The organism is Vallitaleaceae bacterium 9-2 (assembly GCA_038396585.1).
GTDB lineage: Bacteria > Bacillota > Clostridia > Lachnospirales > Vallitaleaceae > UBA1351.
Genome location: CP121691.1, coordinates 2,768,810 through 2,794,134, shown reverse-complemented (window position 1 = coordinate 2,794,134; position 25,325 = coordinate 2,768,810). Strand labels below are relative to the sequence as shown.

General features: G+C 37.5%; 24 protein-coding genes and 1 other annotated feature. Of the genes, 20 read left to right on the top strand and 4 right to left on the bottom strand.

Annotated features, from left to right (window positions below; all coding sequences use genetic code 11):
* Nucleotides 1-3: 3 nt before the first annotated feature.
* The 3 genes from nth to QBE53_12905 are packed head-to-tail and all read left to right on the top strand — an operon-like array spanning nucleotide 4 to nucleotide 2,948.
* On the top strand, nucleotides 4-666 hold the full coding sequence (gene nth / locus QBE53_12915) for an endonuclease III (GenBank protein WZL80701.1): 663 nt from the start codon (nucleotides 4-6) through the stop codon (nucleotides 664-666).
* Nucleotides 659-1,273, top strand: a complete 615-nt coding sequence (gene udk / locus QBE53_12910) for a uridine kinase (protein ID WZL80700.1) — start codon at nucleotides 659-661, stop codon at nucleotides 1,271-1,273. The genes nth and udk overlap by 8 nt, the downstream gene beginning before the upstream one ends.
* A gap of 16 nt (nucleotides 1,274-1,289) precedes the next feature.
* The gene (locus QBE53_12905) at nucleotides 1,290-2,948 is read left to right on the top strand and encodes a putative manganese-dependent inorganic diphosphatase (GenBank protein WZL80699.1); all 1,659 of its coding nucleotides are present in this window, start codon (nucleotides 1,290-1,292) and stop codon (nucleotides 2,946-2,948) included.
* An 18-nt stretch (nucleotides 2,949-2,966) separates the two neighbouring features.
* Here QBE53_12905 and QBE53_12900 read toward each other — a convergent pair whose 3' ends face one another.
* Nucleotides 2,967-3,605, bottom strand: a complete 639-nt coding sequence (locus QBE53_12900; protein ID WZL80698.1) for a DUF624 domain-containing protein — start codon at nucleotides 3,603-3,605, stop codon at nucleotides 2,967-2,969.
* A 181-nt stretch (nucleotides 3,606-3,786) separates the two neighbouring features.
* Here QBE53_12900 and QBE53_12895 point away from each other — a divergent pair, with 181 nt between their 5' ends.
* Nucleotides 3,787-5,394 (top strand): FapA family protein, encoded by a 1,608-nt coding sequence (locus QBE53_12895; protein ID WZL80697.1) that lies wholly within the window; start codon nucleotides 3,787-3,789, stop codon nucleotides 5,392-5,394.
* On the opposite strand, the gene QBE53_12890 is transcribed toward QBE53_12895, so the two are convergent.
* A complete protein-coding gene (locus QBE53_12890) occupies nucleotides 5,389-6,657 on the bottom strand; it encodes a Mur ligase family protein (protein WZL80696.1) in 1,269 nt (422 codons plus the stop codon). The two genes, QBE53_12895 and QBE53_12890, sit on opposite strands and share 6 nt — an antisense overlap.
* A 136-nt stretch (nucleotides 6,658-6,793) precedes the next feature.
* Here QBE53_12890 and QBE53_12885 point away from each other — a divergent pair, with 136 nt between their 5' ends.
* The 7 genes from QBE53_12885 (at nucleotide 6,794) to QBE53_12855 (ending at nucleotide 11,959) form a co-directional block, all read left to right on the top strand.
* Nucleotides 6,794-7,501: a GntR family transcriptional regulator gene (locus QBE53_12885; GenBank protein WZL80695.1), complete on the top strand. Its 708-nt coding sequence runs from the start codon at nucleotides 6,794-6,796 to the stop codon at nucleotides 7,499-7,501.
* A gap of 256 nt (nucleotides 7,502-7,757) precedes the next feature.
* On the top strand, nucleotides 7,758-8,204 hold the full coding sequence (locus QBE53_12880; GenBank protein ID WZL80694.1) for a fructose PTS transporter subunit IIA: 447 nt from the start codon (nucleotides 7,758-7,760) through the stop codon (nucleotides 8,202-8,204).
* A gap of 8 nt (nucleotides 8,205-8,212) precedes the next feature.
* Entirely contained in the window at nucleotides 8,213-9,001 is a 789-nt protein-coding gene (locus QBE53_12875) for a DeoR/GlpR family DNA-binding transcription regulator (GenBank protein WZL80693.1), read from the top strand.
* Between the two features lies 1 nt (nucleotide 9,002).
* A complete protein-coding gene (locus tag QBE53_12870; protein ID WZL80692.1) occupies nucleotides 9,003-9,956 on the top strand; it encodes a 1-phosphofructokinase family hexose kinase in 954 nt (317 codons plus the stop codon).
* Between the two features lie 36 nt (nucleotides 9,957-9,992).
* The gene (locus QBE53_12865) at nucleotides 9,993-11,360 is read left to right on the top strand and encodes a fructose-specific PTS transporter subunit EIIC (GenBank protein ID WZL80691.1); all 1,368 of its coding nucleotides are present in this window, start codon (nucleotides 9,993-9,995) and stop codon (nucleotides 11,358-11,360) included.
* Between the two features lie 21 nt (nucleotides 11,361-11,381).
* A complete protein-coding gene (locus tag QBE53_12860) occupies nucleotides 11,382-11,633 on the top strand; it encodes an HPr family phosphocarrier protein (GenBank protein WZL80690.1) in 252 nt (83 codons plus the stop codon).
* A 122-nt stretch (nucleotides 11,634-11,755) separates the two neighbouring features.
* Nucleotides 11,756-11,959, top strand: coding sequence for a DUF1858 domain-containing protein (locus tag QBE53_12855; protein WZL80689.1), 204 nt, complete (start codon nucleotides 11,756-11,758; stop codon nucleotides 11,957-11,959).
* Nucleotides 11,960-12,035: 76 nt separating this feature from the next.
* Here QBE53_12855 and QBE53_12850 read toward each other — a convergent pair whose 3' ends face one another.
* A complete protein-coding gene (locus tag QBE53_12850) occupies nucleotides 12,036-12,710 on the bottom strand; it encodes an adaptor protein MecA (protein WZL80688.1) in 675 nt (224 codons plus the stop codon).
* A 372-nt stretch (nucleotides 12,711-13,082) separates the two neighbouring features.
* Between QBE53_12850 and QBE53_12845 the strand changes: the two genes are divergently transcribed.
* The 9 genes from QBE53_12845 (at nucleotide 13,083) to proS (ending at nucleotide 24,833) form a co-directional block, all read left to right on the top strand.
* Nucleotides 13,083-14,360, top strand: a complete 1,278-nt coding sequence (locus tag QBE53_12845; GenBank protein ID WZL80687.1) for an adenylosuccinate synthase — start codon at nucleotides 13,083-13,085, stop codon at nucleotides 14,358-14,360.
* Nucleotides 14,361-14,403: 43 nt separating this feature from the next.
* A complete protein-coding gene (gene pth, locus QBE53_12840; protein ID WZL80686.1) occupies nucleotides 14,404-14,967 on the top strand; it encodes an aminoacyl-tRNA hydrolase in 564 nt (187 codons plus the stop codon).
* Nucleotides 14,968-14,992: 25 nt separating this feature from the next.
* A complete protein-coding gene (mfd, locus tag QBE53_12835) occupies nucleotides 14,993-18,511 on the top strand; it encodes a transcription-repair coupling factor (protein WZL80685.1) in 3,519 nt (1,172 codons plus the stop codon).
* Between the two features lie 57 nt (nucleotides 18,512-18,568).
* The gene (locus QBE53_12830; protein WZL80684.1) at nucleotides 18,569-19,618 is read left to right on the top strand and encodes a hypothetical protein; all 1,050 of its coding nucleotides are present in this window, start codon (nucleotides 18,569-18,571) and stop codon (nucleotides 19,616-19,618) included.
* A 10-nt stretch (nucleotides 19,619-19,628) separates the two neighbouring features.
* A complete protein-coding gene (locus tag QBE53_12825; protein ID WZL80683.1) occupies nucleotides 19,629-20,375 on the top strand; it encodes an ABC transporter ATP-binding protein in 747 nt (248 codons plus the stop codon).
* Nucleotides 20,376-20,388: 13 nt separating this feature from the next.
* Nucleotides 20,389-21,210, top strand: coding sequence for a metal ABC transporter permease (locus tag QBE53_12820; GenBank protein WZL80682.1), 822 nt, complete (start codon nucleotides 20,389-20,391; stop codon nucleotides 21,208-21,210).
* Nucleotides 21,211-21,280: 70 nt separating this feature from the next.
* Nucleotides 21,281-21,985 carry an HAD family hydrolase gene (locus QBE53_12815; GenBank protein WZL80681.1) on the top strand — a complete coding sequence of 235 codons (705 nt, stop codon included), beginning with the start codon at nucleotides 21,281-21,283 and terminating at the stop codon, nucleotides 21,983-21,985.
* Nucleotides 21,986-21,999: 14 nt separating this feature from the next.
* Entirely contained in the window at nucleotides 22,000-23,094 is a 1,095-nt protein-coding gene (locus QBE53_12810; GenBank protein WZL80680.1) for a hypothetical protein, read from the top strand.
* Between the two features lie 41 nt (nucleotides 23,095-23,135).
* Nucleotides 23,136-23,343 (top strand) — a binding site (T-box leader).
* A 53-nt stretch (nucleotides 23,344-23,396) separates the two neighbouring features.
* The gene (gene proS, locus QBE53_12805) at nucleotides 23,397-24,833 is read left to right on the top strand and encodes a proline--tRNA ligase (protein ID WZL80679.1); all 1,437 of its coding nucleotides are present in this window, start codon (nucleotides 23,397-23,399) and stop codon (nucleotides 24,831-24,833) included.
* Nucleotides 24,834-24,932: 99 nt separating this feature from the next.
* Here proS and QBE53_12800 read toward each other — a convergent pair whose 3' ends face one another.
* Nucleotides 24,933-25,157, bottom strand: a complete 225-nt coding sequence (locus QBE53_12800; protein ID WZL80678.1) for a NifU family protein — start codon at nucleotides 25,155-25,157, stop codon at nucleotides 24,933-24,935.
* Nucleotides 25,158-25,325: the final 168 nt, after the last annotated feature.

Below are 25,325 nucleotides of genomic sequence, written 5' to 3'. Positions count from 1 at the left end.
GCAATGAATAAAAAAAGAAAAGCAAAAATTTTAACGATGTTAGATGAATACTATGGAGAAGAATATATTTGCTACTTGAATCATCAAGAGCCGTATGAACTTTTGATTGCAACGATGCTTAGTGCACAGTGTACAGATGAACGGGTTAATATGGTTACGGAAAAGCTCTTCAAAAAATATAGATCCCTTGAAGACTTTGCCCGTGTAGAAATCAAAGAACTCGAAAAAGATATACATTCAACAGGGTTTTATCGTAATAAGGCGAAAAACATCAAGGCGTGTGCCAACGAACTTATTGAAAGACATAATGGGGTTATTCCGGAAGATATAGAGCTTTTAACAGCGTTATCAGGTGTCGGTCGCAAGACGGCCAATGTTGTCAGAGGGCATATCTATAACTCTCCAAGTGTTGTTGTGGATACCCATGTCAAGCGAATCTCTAATAAGCTAGGCTTCACCTCTTTGGAAGATCCGGTGAAGATTGAATATGCATTAATGGATGAACTGCCACAAGAACACTGGTTAAGATATAATACGCAGATTATTGCGCATGGGCGTCAAATCTGCATGGCAAGAAACCCAAATTGTGAGGAATGCTTCTTGTTGGCGCAGTGTCCATGGGGATTAGAAAAACGAAGCAAAGATTTGGAGGAAGAAGATGAATAAACCTGTTGTAATTGGAATCGCGGGAGGAACGGGGTCTGGGAAGACAACCCTGGTCAATCGATTAAAATCTGTCCTTGAAGACCAAGTTGTTACAATTTGTCATGACTATTACTATAAAGCCAATGCCCACATGTCATTGGAAGAGCGAAAACAGCAAAACTATGATCATCCCAATTCCTTTGAAACAGAATTGATGACAGAGCAATTGCGACAATTAAAAAACGGAGAGACAATTCACTGTCCGATTTATGATTTTGTGGAATACACAAGAAAAAAAGAATGTTTAGAGATAAAACCTAAGCGTGTCATTATTGTAGAAGGGATTTTGATTTTTGAAAATAAAGAGCTTGTTGATGAGTTGGATATAAAAGTTTTTGTAGATACAGATGCAGATGTTCGCATTATTCGACGCATTATTCGAGACGTAAAAGAACGAGGACGCAGCTTGGATTCTGTAATCACGCAGTATTTGACAACAGTAAAACACATGCATGATGAGTTTGTCGAGCCAAGTAAGCGAAAAGCAGATGTCATCATACCAGAAGGCGGGCATAACGTTGTTGCCGTGAATATGCTGGTTGAACAGATTCGGACATTATTGCGTTAGAGAGGTAGGGGATAGAATGAAAGAAAAGGTATATGTATTTGGACATCAAAACCCAGATACAGACTCCATATGTGCAGCAATCAGCTATAGTTATTTAAAAAATCAATTGGATGATAGCCATGCCTATGAGCCGGTTGCTTTAAAAGGTGTCAATAAAGAGACAAAGTTTGCGTTGAATTATTTTGGCGTTAAGGCACCACGTATTGTATCGAGTCTAAAACCACAAGTATTAGATATTAATTTGCCGGAATTTTTATTGCTATATGAGACGGATTCCATTAGAAAAGCATTGCTTTTGATTACGAATCAAGTTGGACGTATGGCACCGGTATCGGATAAAAAGGGACGCTTGATTGGTGTTGTATCCATATCAGATCTTATTCCGCGGATGCTTAATCTAGGAAGTAAAGATGTCTTAAAGTTGACAAACACGCCAATTGATAATGTTATTGAAGATTTAAAGCTTGAAGAGATATCCGATGATAAAACGAATCAATATATAAAAGGATATGTTCATATATCAACGGACTTACAAGATGAAAAATATCGTAAAAAACTTCAAAAACAAGATCTTGTTCTTTGTAACCGCTTTGAATTTGAAACATATGTAGAACATGCGTCGGTTATTATTGTGAGTGGTGTTGAAACAGAAGAACACAAAGAGAAGCTTGTGGAAAGCTATCAAGCCATAGCACGTAAAAAAAATATATCTACGCGATGCTTTATATCAGATAAAAGTGTGTTTGAACTCGTCAAGCCCCTTGCTCAGACGGCACCGATTCGTGATGTCGTTGTCAAAAAAGACTTAGAGTATTTTGTGACCTATGAGACGATTGACGATGTCAAAAACAACATGTTGTCATCAAAGTTTCGACGCTTCCCGGTAGTAACAGAAAAAGGTGAAGTCATTGGGATGATTTCTCGAAGTGATCTTATCGATATCAATAAAAAGAAAGCGATTTTAGTGGACCACAATGAACGCGGACAATCGATTGAAGGTATCGAAGATATTGATATCTTAGAAATCATCGATCATCACCGTGTATCCGACATTTCCACAGTAACACCGTTATATTTTCGAGTGGAACCGGTAGGGTGTACCTGTTCAATTATTTGTAAAATCTATGAAGAACAAGGTATTGAGATACCAAAAGAGATTGCTGGATTGATGCTTAGTGCCATCATATCGGATACGTTGTTGTTTCATTCGCCGACATGCACAGAATTTGACAAAGAAATGGCTAAGCGTTTGAGTGCAATCATTGATGTGGATATGCAGTTGTATGGTATGGAGATGATTCGTGCAGGATCAAGCATGCAAGAAGAAGCGCCTGAACATATCTTGACGTATGATCGTAAGCGATTTATGTTTGGAGAGTATAAAGTTTCGATTTCTCAGATAAATACAGGGGATTATCAAGGATTGTTTGAAGTGTATAATCATATTATACAAGAAATGGAAAAAATGGTTGAAAAAGAAGGGTTACACTTGGTTGTTCTACTTGTAACAGATGTTGTGCTTGGTGGAACAGAGTTGATTGCCGTGGGGCAAGATCGATGGATAGCAGAAAATGCTTTCCATCTTGAGGAAGATGATCAAAGCATTTTCTTGCCAGGTGTATTTAGCCGTAAAAAACAGGTAGTACCTAAGTTAATGAATGCAGCTAAATTATAAATTTAGTGAAGCTAGCACTTACTCGACATTGATAAAATTATCATATTGAGTAAGTATTTTTTTTGTAATAATGATGCTGTTTAGCCATACAATAATACCCATTCCAAAGAACATGAAGACAAACAGTTCAACAGCCCCTAAGAAAATTAGTGCAATAACAATAACGGCAACGGTATTTAATAAAGAAGCCACAACTGTCCAAGGTAGGTGCTTGTTAGCAAGTAAAAATGAATTCTTGAGGATATCAAGGAATTTCAAATTTGAATGTGCCAATAAAGGAAAGGCATATGTTGAGATAAATGAAATCTCAATAAAAACAAAAAGATAAAAAGGTAAAATATACACGCTTCCAAATTGGTTAGTCCAAATAAGGAAGATGTTAAACAAACTTACAACAACAAAAAACATTGTAAATAGTCCGACGAGCAAAGAGGTCAAAAAGCGCTTTCCAAAACGTTTGAAAAACTGTTTGAAGGGATAGCCTTCGCCCGATACAACACCTGCATACATACCTGAATACAAGCCGGTTAAAGCAGGTCCGCTTAATATTCCAAAACTGAATACAGTAATTAATAGCCAAACAATATTTAAGACCAAAACATCAAAGACAATCGTCCCGTAGCGTTGAAATGGTCCGTCTAAATCAAAAATTTTCACAACATAACCTCTTTCTGTAAGTAATAAAAAATAATCTGTTTGTGTAAAGTATTATATCATAGGATAAAACGAATGGGAAGGTGTTGTTATGAGTGAATCTGCCTAAATTTACCTTGTCATAGGACTAAAGACCCGTTATAATAGACATATGAGGAGTTATTAGAATATATGAGGTGGATGAATGTTTGAGCATATGTTGTATTCAAATGAATTTTTTTCATTAGTAGAAGAAGAAAAACTGGTTTATATCAAAGTCAAAGAAAAAGGTTATGAAGTCAATGATTTTAAAACCTTTATTCAAGGTATTCCAAGAGTAAAAGTAACACAATTTGCCCATTTAAAAAGTGCGATTTTACATGGGATTGACAAGTATGTCGCTATCGGGCAGTACAAGCCTTTAATTGAAATTGAAGTATCAAAAGATCGATTTACAGCGTATGGGATTATTAATTTGACACCGGAAGAATATACTCAAGCCAAAAAAGAAGTTCTTATTGATGAGCTTATTAAGATCGCAAAGGCTGCCAATATTGAGTATGGTATGGATGTCTCTGAAGTGATGGAAAATATCCAACCGCTCAATCCTTTTGTCATTGCACGTGGAATGCATCCGTTACAAGGCGAAGATGCCATCATCCGTCTGTATGAAATAGAAGAAGCAAAGCCTCAGATATATCAAGATGGCAAAGTAAATCATTATGAACTTAATCTAATTAATAAAGTTGAAGAAGGTGAGTGGGTTGGTGAGCGCATCGAACCCAAAGATGGAATTCCCGGACGGACAGTGTATGGGGAGATTGTACCTGCTGTTCAAGGACATCAAGAAAAACTCATCTATGATCGTAAGTCCATACAGGCGGTTACAGATATGGAGCATGGAAAGACAATTTTAAGAGCAAAACGTGTTGGAGCAGTGGTCTATGAAAATGGTGTTCTAAGTGTTTGTAATTATCTTGAGATTGATGGAAAAGTTTCATTTAAGACAGGGAATGTGGATTTTGATGGATATGTAGACATTAAAGATTCTGTAGAAGATAATTTTTCGGTACGTGCGGATAATGATATTCAAATTATGGGAGATCTTGGTGTCGGTGCAGTAGAACATATTCAAAGTCGTGGAGGAAGTATCTATATTCGTGGAGGAATAGCCGGACAAAATAAGGCGGTTATTACTTGTGAAGGAGATTTGTTCACCAAATTTGTAGCCGATTGTGAGATTGTTTGCCAAGGAACGGTGCATATAGGATACTATGCCATAAATGCAAAAATCAAAGCAAAAGAAGTGATTCTTGAAGGATATAACAGTCGAATCATCGGTGGCGAGATTGAAGCAGATGTACGTGTATGTGCAGGCGAAATCGGAAGCCGAGCTGAGACTGCGACTCAGATATGGGTCCGTGGGTTTAATCGTCAAACCATGCGTGAAGAATATGATTCTATTGATGCGACGGTGGATAAGTTAATGAAAATGGGGCAGCTCTTAAAGCAAAAAATGATTATCTATACAAGTAGCGGAAAGCTGAGTTTGGAAGAAGAAGAGGCAAAAGCCCTTGAGAAACTTGAAGGAGAGTATGAACGGTGTCAAAAAACGTTGAAGCTATATGTTCAACGAAAGAAAAACTATCGTTCATATCTTCAGACAAAAGGTGAAGGGGAAATACGTGCCCAAAAAATAATCTATCCTAATGTGGATCTGATGCTAAAAAAAGAGATGATTCGTATTCGAAAGCCGGAAAATGCAAATACATGCTATTATTATAAAAACAATCAGATTATGAATGATTTATAGTTGATGGGATAGCGCATCCAGCGCAATGCGAAATGGATGGGCAATATAAAAGGACCCGCATATGACAATATGTGTACGTGGGTTTCTTTTTTTTATGCGCTCTTTGATGAGATCGATACAATGATCAAGTGAAGGCACAGGAGTATAATTTGGCTGCGTGTAGTCTGTGGCTTTAAGGGCTCGGGGGCTTTTAGGTGTTGTGGTGATGACCTCGGATGCAAGTGAACTTAACAATGCAAGACCCTGCTGATTTTTTTTACCTTTTAAAGAGCCAAAAACAAGTAATATCGGTAGTGCATCGGTGGAATCTTGTTCAACAAGATAGTCATATAAAGCGCTCAGTCCTTCGGTGTTATGACCGCCGTCTATTGTAATAAGATGACCGTTAATGTTAAAATTTTCGATGCGACAAGGATGGTGTAATGTAGCGAGTCCTTTGAAAATACTATCGTTGGTAACAGGATAATCCGAATGTAAATATGTGAGAACACTTAATACACCAAAAAAATTATCGATTTGATGCTTGCCGTTTAAAGGGAGTGGTAAAAAGCGCTGATAGTCAATGTTTAGCATCGACAAATAAGCGTGGCTTATATAGTAAGGTGCCTCGATAGACTGTGCATATGCAGCGATTGTATCAATCACTTCAGGAGCGTTTGGATTTATAAAGAGTGGACACTTAGGTTTGGCAATACCTGCTTTATGCATAGCAATATCAACCAGACGATCGCCTAAGAACTCCATATGGTCATAGCCGATGGAAGTAATAAGTGCGGCTTTTATGCTTGGAAAGACATTTGTGGCATCGTTGCGTCCGCCCATAAGTGTCTCGATGATTGCAAGGTCAACACGTTCAAGATGCATTGCATATAGAGCGATACATGTTAGGCATTCATATTGTGTTGGGAGCTGAAGGTTGCTTTGCCTTAAGGTATGATATGCTTTTTGAATAACTTGTGTGGCAGCATTCATTGTATCGATACTGACAAGAGAGCCGTTAATATGGATGCATTCACGATAATCATCGATATATGGGGACAGATAGGCTCCGACATGATAACCGCTTGCACCATAGATGGAAGCTAACATAGAGGCGCACGAGCCTTTTCCGTTAGTTCCTGCAATATGAATTACGGAGAGTGTTTCGTGAAAATTATCAAGAAGATTGAGCATGTTATGCATCCCGATAAGATCCATTTTATCAGAAAAGGGAGGAATACTGTCTAAAAAAGTTATATAGTTCATCGTAGTTTGATCGTCCATAGTTGCTCCTTATATGCTGGGAATATTTATGCCATTAATTATAGCGGAATCTATCAAAAGAGGCAATGAAAACTATACATGGCTTATATAGAGTGCTATAATTAGGAAAAAATATTGGTAAAAGAGGTGGGTGAATATGTCAAAACCGATATATCAACAATTGGCAAAAGAACTGGCAAGAGAAATAAAGGCAGGCGTATATAAAGCGGGAGACCGTTTACCCTCTGAGCGGGAGCTGGCAAGACAGTATGAGGTTAGCCGAATGACGGCAAGGCAGGCGCTAAAACTTCTAGAACAACAGAGCGTAGTTCACCGGGAGCAAGGTAGCGGAACATATGTAAAAGCACCGGCATTTGCCCAAAATAATGTAGGGAGCTTTACTGAAACCATAGGTAACATGGGGTATAGAGCAAGAACTAAAATATTAGAACTCCATTTTATTTATGGACTGGATATGGTGGCTAGGCAACTGAACTTGCCCCCGGATACGACGCTGCTTAAAGTCAAACGTCTTCGCTATGGAGATGATATTCCTATGGCGTTAGAGACATTATATATTCCCAAAATATATTGTCCAAATCTAGAAGGATATGATTTGACGATGTCATTATATAAACTGTTAGAAGAAGTTTACAATATTCATGTGAAGCGTGTCTCCTATACAATGGAAGCTCAGATTGCTAATCCGATTTATGCAAAAATCTTTGATTTAAATAAGACGACAGCGTTGTTAAAAGTATCGGGCGTAACGATTGATCAAACGGATCGTAAATTGTTCTATGAAGAATCTTTATATCGATCAGACTTGTATAATTATCATGTTGACATTATGCGGCGTTCATAAATAGAATGATTACTAAAAAAATCACTTTCAATCAAATTTGATGATTGAAAGTGATTTTTTTATATGGGTTTGCGTGATTGATTAATCAATATGTCGAAGAAAAATAAAAAAAATAGACACAAATACTAAAAAACTTCGCAAAGAAGTGATTGATATTGATTGGAAATGATTGGAATGATATACTGATAGCAGGAAACCAATCAAAAGGTGATAAAAACCTCAATAGATTATATGAAAACTTCGAGGAGGAAAAAAGATGTTAATAACCAGCGCATTGATTGATTTAAATATGGAACAAAAGACAAAGGAAGAAGTTGTAAAAGCTTTAGCATTAAAGGCAAAACAAGAAGGACGCATAACAGATTTAAACGGTTACTTTGATGCTGTGATGGAACGCGAGGCAGAATATTCAACAGCAGTCGGTTTTGGTGTGGCAATTCCTCACGGTAAGACCAATGCTGTCTCAGAAGCTTTTTTAGCTTTTGGGCGTGTACAGGGAATTGATTGGAAAGCGCTTGATGATGAACCGGTATATAATGTATTTCTCATAGGCGTTCCAGAGGAAGCTTCAGGGAATACGCATCTACAGATTTTAGCCAAATTATCAAGAAAGCTTATGAAAAAAGATTTTAGGGCGTCGCTTAATGAAGCAACTTCTTCTGAACAATTGCTTGCGCTTTTAAAAGAAAGTGAAATATTGTAGGTGAATATATGCTGCCAGAAGAGAGAAGAACCAAGATTTTAAGTATTTTACATCAAAATAAAAGTGCGACAGTGACGCACTTATGTCAAGAGTTAAAAGCATCAGAAGCGACAATACGACGAGATCTGGGTATCTTGGATGACGAGAACAAACTCGAACGCGTTCGTGGTGGAGCTATTATGCGGTCCAATACACCGGTTGAAAAAGAAGAGACGTTTGGAGAAAAAGAAGGCGCCTATACACGAGAAAAACAGTGGATAGCACAGGAAGCGTTTAAACATTTACGTGATAGAGACACGATTTTTCTTGATGCAGGGACAACAACGCTTGAACTTGCAAAACTTATCGGACGAAGTCGGATTCATGTTTTTGTTGCGACCAATGCACCCCATTTTTCAATGTACTTGTCTAATAATCCCAATGTTGAACAGTTTGTAGTGGGAGGAAAGATTCGAAATACAACACTAAGTGTTGTTGGGGCTGTCGCCGTTGATATGGTTCGCAGACTGCACATGAACAAGGTATTTATTGGAGTTAATGCCATCTCACCTGAATATGGATTAACCACGCCGGACTTTGAAGAGGCAGAGATCAAGCGTCATATACTTAATCAAGGTCGGGAACGGTTTATTTTGGCAGATAGTACTAAGTTTAGCAAAGTTGCATTATCTGAGATTGCGCCACTTAGTTACGTTGATATGATTATTACTTCATCCATCGATGATGAAGCTGTACGAAGTGCATGTGAAAAAGAAGGGATAACGCTTGTCGAAGTGCGTAAAGAAGTGGAGGGATAACATGATAACGACGGTAACATTAAATCCGGCAATTGACAAAATTGTTGAGATAGAGCAGATGTCTTTGGGTAAGGTGCATCGCATATCCAATATGGTCAAGACACTTGGAGGTAAAAGTATTAATGTCTCGCGGGTATTGTCGGGACTTGAGATAGCTAATAAAGCGGTGTGCTTTGTCGGTGAGGAGAACCTAGAACAGGTAAAAAAGTATGCCCAATTGGATGGCATAGATATCGATATGATTCGTGTTGATGGAAGCACACGAACGAATGTAAAAGTTGTTGAACCGGACAACGACTATCGGACAACCGATTTAAATGAACCGGGATGTATGATTTTACAAGAGCAATTAGAAGCGATGACGGATAAGATCATTCATGAATATGGAGAAAGTGAATTTGTGGTTTTAAGTGGAAGTTTGCCTCAGGGAGTAGGGCAATCGTATTATGCAGAGCTTGTTAAGAAGTTAAAGACCAAGACGCATATGGTTGTTGATGCAGATCAAGAGATTTTGATGAAAAGTATTCAAGAAGGTCCCTATTTGATTAAACCCAACATTCATGAACTGGAAGCGGCTGTAGGTAAAACGCTGGATACACTCGATGCGATTAAAAGCGAATGTCGTGAATTAATTAAAAACTACGCAATAACATATATTTTGGTATCCATGGGAGAAGATGGAAGCCTTTTAGTAAGTCAAAAACATTGTATCAAAGCGGATATTATAAAGGTGAAAGTGGTTAGTACAGTAGGTGCAGGCGACTCCATGCTTGCTGGTTTTATCTATGGATTAAAAACATTTTCAGATGAAGATGAATTAATAAAATTGAAAAAAGCAATGCAATGTGCAACGGCAAGTAGTTCAATTGCCATTGAGACACAAGACCATGTGCAATTTTCAAAAGAAAAATTATTAGAAAGGAGTCAAAAGGTTTTAGTAACAAACTTGGGGTGAAACATATTAATATAAGAGTTAAGAGGAGGTTTATGTATGAAAATTTTAGGAGTAACGGCTTGTCCCACAGGAATAGCGCACACGTATATGGCTGCGGAAGCTATTGAGGAAGCGGCTAAGGAAAAGGGCTATGAAGTAAAAGTTGAGACACGTGGTTCGGTAGGGGTTGAAAACGAATTAACACAAGATGAAATTGATGCAGCAGATGCGATTATCTTAGCTTGTGATACGGCAGTTCCCATGGAACGGTTTGCTGGGAAAAAATTGCTTTCTGTATCTGTTAGTGATGCCCTAAAAGACACGGGCTCTTTGATTGAAAAAGCTCTAAAAGCACCGGAATATAAAGCAAATAAAAATTTGGCGGATGATGTGGCTGAGATTAAGGCAAAACGCAGTGAAGAACGAAAAGGTGTATATAAACACTTGATGAATGGTGTATCCTTTATGATACCATTTGTTGTAGCAGGGGGGATCGCCATTGCGTTAAGCTTCTTGTTTGGATATGATGCATTTGAAGCTGAAGGAACTTTAGCAGCATATTTGATGAACATTGGCGGAGGCGCAGGTGCATTTGGTTTAATGATTCCTATTCTTGCAGGTTATATCGCCTATTCTATTGCGGATCGCCCCGGTCTTGCGCCTGGTATGATTGGTGGTGCGGTGGCGACACAGTTAAATGCCGGATTTTTGGGTGCTATCTTAGCCGGATTTTTAGCCGGATATGTGGTTTCATTCATTAAAAAAACCATTAAACTTCCAAAGACATTGCAAGGAATTATGCCCGTACTTATTATTCCGGTTGTCGGTTCGCTGGTTGTTGGGCTCGTCTTCTTCTATGTAATTGGAACACCTGTGGCTGCAATCAACACAGCGATGAATAATTTTCTAGAAGGAATGAGCGGGACAAATGCAGTGGTATTGGGATTAGTTATTGGTCTGATGATGGCGTTTGATATGGGAGGTCCTGTAAATAAAGCAGCATATGCCTTTGGCGTAGGAACATTGGCCGCAGGAACTGGATCGCCAATCATGGCAGCTGTTATGGCAGCGGGAATGGTTCCGCCATTAGGACTTGCACTAGCTACTATTTTATTTAAAAACAAATTTTCAAATAGTGAAAAAGAAGCGGGAAAAGCTGCTGTTGTATTAGGTCTTGCGTTTATTACAGAAGGAGCAATCCCCTTTGCGGCAGCTGACCCATTACGCGTTATTCCATCGATTATGGTAGGAAGTGCAGTGACGGGAGCGCTATCGATGGCGTTTAATGCAACATTATCTGTTCCACATGGAGGAATTTTCGTGTTTTTTGCTGTAGAAAATGTTATAATGTATTTGTTAGCCATTATAATTGGCACAATTGTGTCCGCTTTTATGGTTGGCTTTCTTAAGAAAAAAACAGCATAAGACAAAATTAAGGAGGAAGTTATGATTAGTTTTAAAGCAAAAGTACCATTTGAAGAAGGGCTTCATGCAAGACCGGCAACACAACTTGTTAATTTAATTAAAAATGTAGCTTCAGATGTTCAATTGATTAAGGATGGTAAGTCTGTTAATCCAAAGAGTATCTTGGGGGTTTTAACTGTTGGGGCAGGACATGGCGATGAAGTTGAAGTAGTTGTAGATGGTGCGGATGAAGCAAAAGTTGCAGAGAGTTTGAAAGAGTTTTTTCAAGCTTAAATGTATCATGAATCGACAAGATGATAATCTTTATCAATTGGCTTGCTATATGAAGCTAAATGTATTATAATATTATGCGTATGATACTTATCATACAATGAGAAATGATAGGAGGCTTGAATATGGCTAAAATTACCGGAGATATGATTATTGCAGATATTATTCGTGTCGATCAGGAGCTCATTCCAATATTGATGTCCAATGGCATGCATTGTGTCGGTTGCCCATCATCCCAAGGGGAAACACTTGAAGAAGCTTGTTTTGTCCATGGAATGGAGCTAGATCCATTATTGGATCAAATGAATACATTTTTACAAGACAGATAATATAATGACATAATATAAAAAGATGTAACATAAAAAGGTTGTGTACCTAGGTACACAACCTTTTTTTAAAATCAAATCAAAGCTGACTCATAATATTTACAGCATTATCTTTGATAAGCAAATCAAAATGTTCTTCAAAATAACTTAAAGCTGTATGTCGATGAACAGCGGCTTCACCGTATTCAGATAAGGTACCGCGTATAACGCGGTTAGCCCAACGTGGAATGTTATCTGCAATAATTGCAAGATAGTATTGGTTGGTTTCGGTGTTCTTAAACAGTGAACTGCGTGTGAAATCAAAGTCATTAATCTTTTGTGCAGCATGCGAAACTTCATCTAATGAATTGAAAATATATACATAAAAGACATCAATAAGTTCATCTTTGATACGTTCTTTTTCGAGAGCGGATTCTTCGACAAAATTATCTTCCGTTGATGTTTTTTTCTTAAATGTCCGAGTTGTAGGGACTGGGAGATTCGCAAATTTATCTTCAATGTCATCAGGATTGTCTACTTTTGTAATAATAAGCATAATGCTATCTGATGATAATGGAACAGCTTCAATCATTAATGGAGCGTCATTGGCCTCGAAACCAAATTGATCACTTGCCTGCATCATCATATCCTTAAAAAGTTCTTGAGCCTTATCCGTACCGTATGCAAGCTCGCTTACTTTGATTTGTCGGGAAGTTAAATCACTTTTACTAAGAACGCATTTGATTTGATTGTTATTGATCTTTTCGATTTTCATAGGATCACTTCCTTCCAATACAAGTGTTAGAAGATAAATAAATATATCTCTTCTAACTATAGTATACCTGATTTTACAGTGTTCTGTAAAGTTGTTTGTGTTATAATTTTCGGTAAAAACACCCTAAATAATAAGCTTTTTCTAAAAATTCATAAAAACTTAATAGCTTTGTCACACAATTATACCGAACATTAAAAAAGAAAATACGAATAATGTTCGGAAATGCTTGCTTTTTATGAATTGTTTTGATAATATATTAAAGGACTGTGCCATGGGCACAATCAAGTTATTATATATAATAGAATGTAACGGATATTATATCAATGGGATACTATCCTGTCAATAAAAATGTGTTTTGGAAGGAGAAATTTTATGGCAACAAAAGTTATTATAGGTGCACAATGGGGAGATGAAGGTAAAGCGAAGATCATCGATATCTTGTCTGAAGAAGCTGAGGTTGTCATAAGATCTCAAGGTGGAAATAATGCAGGCCATACAGTTGCAGTTAATGATAATGTATATAAATTCCATCTAATTCCTTCAGGAGTACTTTATCCGGGAACGGATTGTATTGTAGGTAACGGTGTGGTTATCGATCCTAAAGGGATCTTAGAGGAAATGGATGGATTGGCAAAGCGTGGTATTTCATTTGAACGCTTAAAAATCAGTAAACGTGCTCATGTAGTTATGCCTTATCATAAAGCCTTAGATGGAATCAAGGAAGAGGCAAGAGGAGCCAATGACATTGGTACGACAAAAAAAGGAATCGGTCCATGCTATATGGATAAAGTGGAGCGCTCAGGTATTCGTATTTGTGACTTGTACAACGACGAAGTATTCTCAGCGAAAGTACGAGAAAATGTTGAGATTAAAAATAAAATTATTAAACATGTCTATAATCAAGAAATTCAATTTGATGCAGATGAAGTCATTGCTGAATACCAAGAATATGCTAAACGTCTAGCTCCATATGTTGAAGATACAACAGTGTTGGCATATGATGCGATTAAATCAGGCAAAAGAGTGTTATTCGAAGGTGCTCAAGGGACGTTATTAGACATTGATTTGGGAACATACCCCTACGTAACTAGTTCACATCCGATCACAGGTGGTGTGTGTGTGGGTGCTGGAATCGGTCCAACAATGATTGATGAATGTATCGGTGTTATGAAAGGTTATGTAACCCGTGTAGGAAAAGGACCTTTCCCTACAGAGCTTTTTGATAAAGTTGGAGAACAAATACGCGATACAGGTCATGAGTTTGGAACGACGACTGGACGTGCAAGACGTTGTGGATGGTTTGACGCGGTTATCGGAAAGTTTGCGGTTAGAACAAGCGGATTAACAAGTATCGCACTCAATAAAATTGATGTACTTGCCAATATCGATAAAGTAAAAATTTGTGTGGCATATAAAAAAGGTGATGAGATCATTCATGAGTTCCCGGCAAGTCTGGAAGAATTGGCTTTATGTGAACCGGTATATGAAGAGCTTGAAGGATGGGGACCGATTGACCATATTAGAAACTATGAAGAATTACCTGATGCTGCAAAAGCTTTTGTAAAACGCGTAGAAGAGCTTTGTGGAGCCAAGGTATCAATGGTTGGCGTAGGTCCAAATCGTGATCAAAACATTTATGTGAATGCATAATTATTAGTATAAATCGTTAAGGGTATCATAGGAAGGAATGCATATGAAGGTAATAGTAGGCCTAGGCAATAAAGGGCTCAAATACGCTCAGACACGACATAACATTGGTTTTGAAGTGATTGAGTTATTAGCACATCGACATAACATTCCCATGAATCAGCGCAAGTTTAAAGCGATTGTAGGTCAAGGTATCATAGCAGGAGAAAAAGTCCTGCTTGTGATGCCTTTGACGTATATGAATTTAAGTGGGGAATGTGTTCGCGAAGTATTAGATTTTTATAAACTCAGCGCAGAAGAGATTATCGTCATCTATGATGATTTGAGTATGGATTTAGGTGCGCTGCGTATCCGTGACAAAGGTAGTGCCGGAGGGCATAACGGGATTAAAAATATCATCAACCACCTAGGTCATGATGTGTTTTTACGTTTAAAGGTTGGTGTAGGACCGCAACCGGCTAATGTAAAAGCAGAACATTTTGTATTAGACAGGTTCAATAAAAGTGAAATTGAAAAAATGACACAAAGTATTGAACATACTGCTGATGCGGTGGAAGCAATCTTGAATAAAGGTCTAAACTATGCGATGAATAACTATAACAAAAAATAAAATCAACTTATGAAAGTGTGATTATGTGCAAAATATTATTAACCCGCTAAAGTCTCTTGAAGTGTTTGAAGCGGCTTTACGGCATTTGAAATACAAAAATTCGCATTTGAATATTTCCGGTATATCGGATTCTCAGGTCAGTCACTTAGTGAGTGGCCTTTTGCCCGTTGGAACAAAAGTAATTATTACACCTAATGAGAAGAAAGCAAAAGAAATTGTTGAAGATATGAAGTTTTTTGAAGGCGAAGGGGGAGAACATGTACTCTTTTATCCTTCAAAAGACTTGATTTTTTATAGTGCCGATGTGCATAGTAATGATATTACACGTGCGCGAATGCTGATTTTGGAACAACTGATTCAAGGCAATGATGTTACGCTTGTTATGTCGGTAGAAGCCCTTGTGGATCCTTTGATTTCTTTTGAAAAAATTAAGGCTAAAGTATTGACGTTTACAATTGGGACAGAAACGTCGGTCACACAATTAGCCAAAGAACTTGTCTACTTAGGATATGAACGCGTTGACCTTGTGGAAAGTCGAGGACAATTTGCGCTTCGAGGTGGATTAGTCGATGTCTTTCCTATGAATATGGATGATATCGTTCGTATAGAATTTTTTGGCGATGAAGTGGACTCGATACGTTTAGTCAACCATGAGACGCAGCGTTCGATTACCATGCTTGATGAAGCAATGATTCTTCCGGCTAGGGAAATTGTAGTTGATGATGCGACCATAAAAAAAGCACTTGAAGAATCGACAAAGGATTTTGAGCAACACTACAAAAAATTAAAAAGTAAAGACCTATTGGATGAAATAGGTGAGTTAAAGCGAACATATGAAATACTGACCGATAAAATCAGCCAATACGGAAATTTTAATGGTATTGAAAGCTATGTCTTTTATTATTATGATGAAATCCATAGTATTCTTGATTATCTGACGGATCCCAAGATTGTATTGGTTGAACCGGTGCACATAGCAGAACGCATCAAGGGCATGACCCATGAATATAATGATAGTATGCAGACGCGCTTTGAAAAAGGACAATTATTGCCCAAACAGTTGGAGTTGGGGCATCGCTTTAATCATATCATAGATGAAATAGGGACTTATCAGACCATTATGATGAGCAGTCTTTTCTCAACAAAAAAAATTCTGTCTTATGATGAACACTTGCAGTTTAATATCAAATCGATTAATGTATATCATCAGAACTTTGATTTAATGATAAAAGACATCAACTATTATCTGAATCTAAATTACAAGATGCTTCTGGTAACTGCGTCGCGTACCAGGGGACAACGCCTGCATGAGTTACTTGGAGAACATGATATTAAAAGTCAGGTTATCAAGGACTATGAACAAGAGCTTCCAAGTGGAGTAATTAATATTGGCGTAGGTCAGATCCACCGAGGATTTGACTATCCGGATGCAAAGTTTGCGATTCTTGCAGAAACAGATATGGCAGGAACAAAGAAAAAAGTTAAAAAACGTAAATATTCTGGCGGTAGCAAGATTGACCATTTTTCAGAACTTAAAGTAGGCGACTATGTAGTGCATGAGCACCATGGAGTTGGAGTTTTTCGAGGGCTTGAGACGATTGAGATTGATAATGTGAGCAAAGACTTTATCAAGATTGACTATCGGGACAATGGTAGTTTGTATATCGCTACTAGCCAACTAGACGCTATTCAAAAATATATTGGTGCAGAAGGCAAGGCACCCAAGCTTAATAAACTTGGAACGGCAGAATGGAAAAAGACAAAGGCTAAGGTCAAGGGCGCTGTAGAAGAACTTGCTACGGAGTTGATTGAGCTATATGCGAGGCGCCAAGAAACAAAAGGTTTTGTATATAGTAAAGACAGTCTATGGCAGCAAGAGTTCGAAGAGATGTTTCCCTATGATGAGACGGATGATCAAATGAATGCCATTATTGATACTAAAAAAGATATGGAAAGTACAAAAATCATGGACCGTCTTATCTGCGGAGATGTCGGATATGGAAAAACGGAAGTAGCTATACGCGCAGCATTTAAAGCGGTTCAAGATGGCAAACAAGTTGTCTATCTTGTACCGACAACGATTTTAGCTCAACAGCATTATAATAATTTTATTCAACGCATGAAGGACTTTCCGGTGCGTATTGATATGATGTCACGATTTCGAACTAAAAAAGAACAAAAAATTACCATTGAAGGTTTGAAAAAAGGTTTGGTCGATATAGTTATCGGAACCCACCGCCTTGTATCAAAGGATATTGAATTTAAAGATTTAGGTTTGTTAATCGTTGATGAGGAACAGCGCTTTGGGGTTGCGCACAAAGAAAAGATTAAGCATATTAAAGAAGATGTGGATGTTTTGACATTAACGGCGACGCCCATACCTAGAACCTTACATATGAGTCTGATTGGTATTCGGGATATGAGTGTCCTTGAAGAGCCGCCAGAAGAACGCCAACCCATTCAAACCTATGTTCTGGAGCATAATGATGAACTTATCAAAGATGCTATATATCGTGAATTGTCCCGTGAAGGTCAAGTATACTATGTGCATAATCGTGTTAAAGACATTGATGAGGTTGCGCTTAAGATTAGCGCAATGGTTCCAGAAGCGAATGTGGCATTTGCCCACGGACAAATGAGTGAACGCGAGCTGGAAGATATTATGGTGGACTTTATTAATGGAGAAATCGATGTCTTGGTATCAACAACGATTATTGAGACGGGACTTGATATTCAAAATGTCAATACGATCATTATTCAAAATGCGGACCACATGGGCTTATCGCAGTTGTATCAATTACGCGGCAGGGTGGGACGTTCAAGTCGCTTGGCTTATGCATATCTTACATATAAGCGGGATAAAGTGCTTCAAGAAATTGCGGAAAAACGTTTAAAAGCCATCAAAGAATTTACAGAATTTGGTTCGGGATTTCGTATTGCTATGCGTGACCTGGAAATACGCGGCGCGGGAAATATACTCGGACAAAGTCAACATGGGCATATGGATGCTGTCGGGTATGACTTATATTGTAAATTACTCGAAGATGCTGTGAAAAAACAACAAGGTAAGCATTATGAAGAACGGTTTGAAACAACGATTGAATTGACTGTAGATGCATTTATTCCACCATTTTATATTAAAAATGAAGTGCAAAAAATTGAAAGCTATAAAAAGATTGCTTCTATTGCATCTTTAGAGGATTATGAAGATATGCAAGATGAATTAATCGACCGATATGGGGACTTGCCTAAATCCGTTGAAAATTTATTAGAAATTGCATTAATCAAAAATCTATCCAACCAACTTTACATAACCTCTGTTGAAGAAAAAGGTACGAATATCCTCTTTGAAATGAAACAAGATGCAGCAATTGATCCAATAAAGATACCGGAAGTTATTGCTAAGGATGAAAAGCGACGACGTTTTACGGTAAATCAAAGACCATACTTTACCTTGTTATTAAATAAGCAAGAATATCGAGAGAGGTTTAACTATATTAAATCTTTATTACATGACTTAAAAGAATTGAAGTCTAAGCGATGAACACGTATAATAAGAATAATAGGCGCTTGATGGGAGTAGTGACTGGAGAAAAAAGCTATGGACAGAAGCTACCATGTACATATTCATGTGATACGTATTATGATTTTACTACTTTTATTAAGTAGTTTTTTGTCATGCTCAAAACAGGAAGAAACCCAAGAGACATACATGCTAAAAATTGATGAAATGCCTGTTGATGAAGCTGAGGTTATGGTATATGCATATCAGGTATATGAAGAATTTATCAATATAGGTGGAGAAAACGTTTGGGAATTTGAAGATTTTAGTGGAGGAAAAAGTGCTTTAGATGTGGCGGCAGAGGCCGTTCTAAAAAACATCGTACGTATAAAGACCATCCAAAAAAAAGCAGATGAATTTCGTATTCAATTGTCTGAAGAGCAAGTGCGTATCAGTCGCACACAAGGTTCAAAGTACTATCTTCAATTACCAGAAGCCTTTAGACAAGAACATGGGATTACAGAAGAGATAGTACACAAGGTTTTTATAGAGTTTGCTAGAGCCCGAAGTGTATATAATGACTTGACCAGTGACCTCAATCCGGACGAAGAAAGTGTTGAGCAAGTCATGCTAGAAAACAGTGAGTACAGAAAGCTCGTTGAAACAGCCCCGAAAGACTTTTTGACGCAAATGACCGTTTGGCAAATATTTGTCGCCGATGATGCGCAAGGAACGGCGCTGGATAATATAGAACACATCTATCAGCAGATTATTGAAGGTGTAGATTTTGAAGAACTTGCCATAACCTACAATCAAAGTGATGTGATGGAACAAACATATTCAAAAGCATTACTTCCTGAAGCTTTTGCTTTTGAATTAGCGCAGCTTAGTGAAGGGGAAGTCAGTACAATACTTGATGATAAGGATGGCTACTATCTTTTTAAGATGATGAATATCGAAGAACCATCGCCTGCGCAATTACTTGACTTTAATGAAAATTTTATTGAATACGAACAAAAGATTCGCACGGAAACGATTGAACAACTAAAGTCAGAACATTTTGATGTAGTATATGATGAGTGGCGGCGCAACACGATTGTGGATGTTGACCGTGAACAATGGGAAAAAGTAGATTTTGATTTTGAATAGGGGGTTGCCTATGGATGTTATTGTAAAAGATTTGTGCGTACATTATGGAAAAGTCAATGCGCTGCATAAAGTGAATCTAGCAATAGAAAACAAAGAGTTTTTGGGCGTTATCGGTCCTAATGGCGGTGGAAAATCGACATTGATCAAAACAATTGTTGGCTTAATTGAACCAACAAATGGAACTGTTGAAATAAAAAAAGGGTTGAGGATAGGATATGTTCCTCAATTTACTTCATTTGAAAAATCATTTCCAACCACAGTGGAAGAAGTTGTGTTAATGGGAGAAGCCAAAAAGCAACAACGATGGTTCTATCGAACGCCCCAAGCATCCTATGACAAAAGTGAAGAATTAATGCGCTTTTTAAACATTTATGAACTTCGCCATCGTCAAATTGGGCAACTTTCAGGAGGACAGATGCAAAAGGTCCTTATTGCAAGAGCGCTGATGAACGATCCGGATTTAATAGCTATGGATGAACCGACGGCAAGCATTGATGCGAAGACGAAGATGGAGATATATAATCTTTTGCAGGAGCTCAATCAAGAAAAGACAATCGTAATTGTTAGTCACGAGGTAGAATCGTTGATGCCCTATTTAGATAGTGTGTTCTGTGTTAATACGACAGCTCACTACTATCACCGTGATGAGACACATTTGGCAAAGCACCTGACCAAAGATATGCAAAATCTTCATGATGAATTGTATCCAGGGTGTCCAGTTCGAATATTCAAGGAGCACGAAAAGGTAGAGAAATGATAAGGAGACGACTATGTGGAATGCAATTATGAATTATAGTTTTATGCAAAACGCGCTTATTGCGGCTCTACTAGCCAGCATTGTATGTGGAATTATCGGAACCATAATTATTGAAAAGCAATTGGTCTCCATGAGTGGAGGTATTGCCCACACATCGTTTGGTGGAATTGGGTTAGGATATTTGTTAGGGATTGAGCCGATTATTGGAGGTTTTGCATTTGCAATAATGGCAGCAATAGCCATCGTGACTATTCGACGGCGTGCAAATACATATACGGATACATTAATTGGAATGTTCTGGTCTGTTGGTATGGCTCTGGGAATTTTATTTATAACATTGACACCAGGATATCCACCGGACATGACCTCTTATCTCTTTGGAGATATACTGACGGTATCTAGTACGTATTTATATTTGATTATGATTTTGGCGCTAGTTATTATTTTTGTCATTATCGGGAAGTTTAAAATTGTCAAAGGATATTTATTTGATGAAGAATACTTGGTTGTACTTGGTTTAAACGTAAGGTTGTACGAATATGTGCTTTTTATAATGATTGCAATGGCGGTCGTTATTATGATTAAGGTGGTTGGCATTATTCTTGTCATAGCATTATTAACCATTCCGCCAGCGATTGCAAAATTGTTTTCAAATCGATTGGAAAAAATTATGCTGTTATCAATTTTTGTTGGAACCTTAGTTAGTGTGATGGGATTAATATTCTCTTATTATTTTGATATTCCCTCAGGTGCGACGATTATTATCGTATCGGTAACGTGCTATATTATTGCCTATATGTTAAAAGGGATTAAACCAAAACCAAATTCACATTAAAGCTATTGCATTCTAAATAAGAATGTGTAATACTGAAAAGTAACGAATGAAAAGAAGAAAGGTGTCGTGTATGTATAAAAATTATGTTTTTGATTTGTATGGAACACTAATTGATACGAAAAAAAATTGGAACCATGAATATTTATGGGAAAAAATGAGCCAACTTTACTGCTTTCATGGAGCATGTTATGATTCAGATGAATTTAAGGAGAAATTTGAAAAATATTTAGGGAAAATCAGAGAAAATGATGCCGATGATCAACATGTTGATATCGATATTGAAGATATCTTTTTCCAATTGTTTAAGAAAAAAAACGTGAAGCCAAAAAACAAACTTGTTCGTGAAGCTGCTCGAGTATTCTTGTTGCTTATAACAGAAAACTTAGAAATTAAAGCTTACGTGAATCAATTGATTGAACAGCTAAAAGAACAGGATAAAAACATTTATATTTTTGCCAATGGACAAGCGACATTTGCAAAAAATGAACTTCGAGCAGTCGGATTGTATGATGCATTTGACACTATTGTTATGAGTTCAAATACACGTCTTAAAAAGACGAACGATAAGGCATTTGAATCCTTTATAGAAAATCAAGGGCTAAAAGATAAAAAGACATTGATTATCGGAAGAAACTATCAAGAAAATATCGATGGAGCAGCACATATTGGACTTGATTCGGTACATATCATAGGAAAAGATGAAGAACCGCTTAACGACACGAAAGCGACATATACAATCAAGGAAGATGAGATCTTAAAAATCCTTGAACTGTAGGACGGGAGCAGAGTATGGAAAATAATGTTGTGCTTAAAAAGGCAAAAGAAGGTTTGCGTATTGGGCTTTGGGCATTTGTCATTGACTTTGGCTTTGGAGTTTTGCTATCGCTCATCATCAATGGGTTTTTTATAGGGCAGATAAACCAATGGGTTAATGGCTCACTAAGTGAACAGATTACATTTTCATTCACAAGGTTTATTCGGGTAACTAGTTTTATTATGAACATCAGCGTGTTTAATGGTGGCGGAACGATACAAAATGGAAGTGAGTTTCATATTGGTGCATTGATTTTTGCATTGATTCCAATTATTGCTTTTTGGTTAGCTGATCGACGAGAAAACAAACTCAAAACTTTTGGATTTATTGAATTCGTTGTATACGTATGTTCAGCAGCTGTTTTTTCTCTTTTATTAACAGGTTACTCTATAATTACACAAGGAGAAATTCTTGGATTAGGTTATCAGTTTGCGTCGTTAAAGAACTTTGTGATGACGTTTATTATTGTTATCTGCATCCAGTTTTTTATCAGTTTAAATTATAATAAAGAATTTTCTGCTGGATTTAAAAGTGCACGTATCCTTTTAAGAATTCTTCTTGGACTAGGGATAGTTATTGGTCTTGTGGGAACGATTCTTTTATTAGGAAGATATACAGAAAATATTCTATTGATTATTGCGGCTGTTATTGCACTGTTGCCAAACCTGGCAGTGTATATCATGTTTACATTAATGGGGATATCCGTTGAATTTGGTGAACAATTGACAAAGCTTATGGAGATGGCACAGATTGATATTAGTTTTACAATGTTATCATTACCTCTTCGTATTACTTTTATCGTGCTATATTTCTTATTATTGTTGGTACTAGTGTTACGAATAAAAAAAGAACATTACTTGCGTGAGCTGGTTTGGTTTGCACTAAGTTTTAGCTTTGTTTCATTTATTTTAGCTTATTGCACAACGATTAACCTTGGATTTGTAAAAAATTTATTGGATGTACAATTTGGAATTAACTACAGTGTAGCCTTTGGTGTTCCTTTTGCAAGTATTTTATTGACAGGACTTCTTGTCATGTTTGCAAGGATATTAAAAAAGGAATTGAGATAGACTTGACAAGCGATTAGGAATCGGATAAAATCGAATAAAAGCAAATGACGTTGAGTAGAACGAGTACATATTTGGTCTTTTTCAGAGAGAGAATCCATTGGCTGGAAGATTCTTAAAGTAACCTTTATGGAACCTATCTATGAGTCCCGTGTGAAAGCATGGCGTATGCCTTACGTTATCAAGGTCTAAAGATATGCAGACACTGCATAAATTAGGGTGGTACCACGATGATATAACTTCGTCCCTTAGGGGAGGGAGTTTTTTTGTGTTCTACACATGTTATACAAAGAAAGGTGAGAAAAATGGCAAAAGAAAAGAAAATGGTAGAAGCAATCACCTCCATGGGTGAAGATTTTGCAAAATGGTATACAGATGTAGTAAAAAAATCGGAGTTAGTCGATTACTCAAGTGTAAGAGGCTGTATGGTAATCAAGCCGTATGGATACCGTATTTGGGAATTGATTCAACAGCAGTTAGACAGTCGGTTTAAAGCGACAGGGCATGAAAACGTGTATATGCCAATGTTTATTCCTGAGAGTCTCTTGCAAAAAGAAAAAGATCATGTGGAAGGCTTCGCTCCTGAAGTAGCGTGGGTGACACATGGCGGAAGTGAAAAATTACAAGAACGCCTTTGTGTTCGTCCAACATCAGAGACCTTATTCTGCGAATTTTATTCTAAGGATATTGAATCCCATAGAGATTTGCCACGCCTATATAACCAATGGTGTTCCGTTGTACGATGGGAAAAGACGACACGTCCATTTTTACGTTCCTTGGAATTTTTATGGCAAGAAGGTCATACGGCACATGCAACGGCTGAACAAGCGCAAGAAGAAACTATCAAGATGTTAAACGTCTATGCAGAATTTTGTGAAAATGTATTAGCCATTCCAATGATTAAAGGACGCAAGACGGAAAAAGAAAAATTTGCAGGTGCAAATGCAACATATACGATTGAAAGCCTAATGCATGACGGTAAAGGATTACAATCCGGAACGACGCATAATTTTGGAGATGGATTTGCAAAAGCCTTTGGCATTCAGTACACAGATGAAAACAATCAATTACAATATGTACACCAAACATCATGGGGTGTGTCAACACGTTTGATTGGTGGAATTATTATGGTACATGGCGATGATAATGGGTTAGTTCTACCTCCAAAAGTGGCGCCTATCCAAGTGGCAATCATCCCAATTATGCAACGAAAAGAAGGGGTATTGGAAAAAGCGAGTGCATTAGAACAAATGCTGGCAAAGCAGTATCGTGTAAAATTAGATGATTCCAATAAAAGTCCGGGTTGGAAGTTCAGTGAATATGAAATGAAAGGGGTTCCAATTCGTATTGAACTTGGACCTAAAGATATTGAAAATAATCAAGCGGTTATTGTACGACGTGATAATCGAGAAAAAATCTTTGTTAATCTTGATGAATTGGAAGAAAAAGTAGCTCAAGTGCTTGAAGATGTACAAGCAAGCTTATTAAAAAAAGCAACGGAGCATCGTAACGCACATACATACGAAGCGACATCCATGGAACAAATGCGTCAAATCCTTGAGGAAAATCCTGGATTTATCAAAGCAATGTGGTGTGAAGATGAAGCGTGTGAGAACAAAATCAAAGAAGAGACAGGAGCGACATCAAGATGTATGCCTTTTGAACAAGAGCATATATCGGATACATGTGTATGTTGTGGAAAACCTGCAACAACTATGGTGTACTGGGGAAAAGCATATTAAGCAAAAGCTTTCTCGTCGCAGTACGATGCCGCTTATGTGGAACTTTTCTATAGCACAAAAAAAAGATGCTCCGATGAGCATCTTTTTCATTTAGATTGTCTATTGGACTTGAATAACGCCATTAACACCCGGAACTTGCTCGATTAATACCGTTTCGATAAAGTTCTTTAACGTCATTGTTGACATTGGGCATCCACCGCAAGCGCCTAATAATCGTAAGGATACAATTCCTGTATTGTCAACGCTAACAAATTCGACATCGCCACCATCACGTTGTAATGCAGGGCGTACATCTTCAAGAGCTAATTTGATTTGTTCTTCCATAATATAAAAACTCCTTCATGGTCATTGTTTTCTATAACTACTATATGATACTCGCTTTCATTCGTTTTGTCAATTTCAAGTCGCGAGTTTTTGCTTGTTCAAGTAATGGACCAATGCTATAATTGATTTACAAGAGGTTCCACATGTGCATAAAAAATAGAGAGGCAG

Coding starts and splice junctions, on each gene's coding strand:
- nth (WZL80701.1), top strand. CDS start 4: ATGAATAAAAAAAGAAAAGCAAAAATTTTAACGATGTTAGATGAATAC.
- udk (WZL80700.1), top strand. CDS start 659: ATGAATAAACCTGTTGTAATTGGAATCGCGGGAGGAACGGGGTCTGGG.
- QBE53_12905 (WZL80699.1), top strand. CDS start 1,290: ATGAAAGAAAAGGTATATGTATTTGGACATCAAAACCCAGATACAGAC.
- QBE53_12895 (WZL80697.1), top strand. CDS start 3,787: ATGTTTGAGCATATGTTGTATTCAAATGAATTTTTTTCATTAGTAGAA.
- QBE53_12890 (WZL80696.1), bottom strand. CDS start 6,657: ATGGACGATCAAACTACGATGAACTATATAACTTTTTTAGACAGTATT.
- QBE53_12885 (WZL80695.1), top strand. CDS start 6,794: ATGTCAAAACCGATATATCAACAATTGGCAAAAGAACTGGCAAGAGAA.
- QBE53_12880 (WZL80694.1), top strand. CDS start 7,758: ATGTTAATAACCAGCGCATTGATTGATTTAAATATGGAACAAAAGACA.
- QBE53_12875 (WZL80693.1), top strand. CDS start 8,213: ATGCTGCCAGAAGAGAGAAGAACCAAGATTTTAAGTATTTTACATCAA.
- QBE53_12870 (WZL80692.1), top strand. CDS start 9,003: ATGATAACGACGGTAACATTAAATCCGGCAATTGACAAAATTGTTGAG.
- QBE53_12865 (WZL80691.1), top strand. CDS start 9,993: ATGAAAATTTTAGGAGTAACGGCTTGTCCCACAGGAATAGCGCACACG.
- QBE53_12860 (WZL80690.1), top strand. CDS start 11,382: ATGATTAGTTTTAAAGCAAAAGTACCATTTGAAGAAGGGCTTCATGCA.
- QBE53_12855 (WZL80689.1), top strand. CDS start 11,756: ATGGCTAAAATTACCGGAGATATGATTATTGCAGATATTATTCGTGTC.
- QBE53_12850 (WZL80688.1), bottom strand. CDS start 12,710: ATGAAAATCGAAAAGATCAATAACAATCAAATCAAATGCGTTCTTAGT.
- QBE53_12845 (WZL80687.1), top strand. CDS start 13,083: ATGGCAACAAAAGTTATTATAGGTGCACAATGGGGAGATGAAGGTAAA.
- pth (WZL80686.1), top strand. CDS start 14,404: ATGAAGGTAATAGTAGGCCTAGGCAATAAAGGGCTCAAATACGCTCAG.
- QBE53_12830 (WZL80684.1), top strand. CDS start 18,569: ATGGACAGAAGCTACCATGTACATATTCATGTGATACGTATTATGATT.
- QBE53_12825 (WZL80683.1), top strand. CDS start 19,629: ATGGATGTTATTGTAAAAGATTTGTGCGTACATTATGGAAAAGTCAAT.
- QBE53_12820 (WZL80682.1), top strand. CDS start 20,389: ATGTGGAATGCAATTATGAATTATAGTTTTATGCAAAACGCGCTTATT.
- QBE53_12815 (WZL80681.1), top strand. CDS start 21,281: ATGTATAAAAATTATGTTTTTGATTTGTATGGAACACTAATTGATACG.
- QBE53_12810 (WZL80680.1), top strand. CDS start 22,000: ATGGAAAATAATGTTGTGCTTAAAAAGGCAAAAGAAGGTTTGCGTATT.
- proS (WZL80679.1), top strand. CDS start 23,397: ATGGCAAAAGAAAAGAAAATGGTAGAAGCAATCACCTCCATGGGTGAA.
- QBE53_12800 (WZL80678.1), bottom strand. CDS start 25,157: ATGGAAGAACAAATCAAATTAGCTCTTGAAGATGTACGCCCTGCATTA.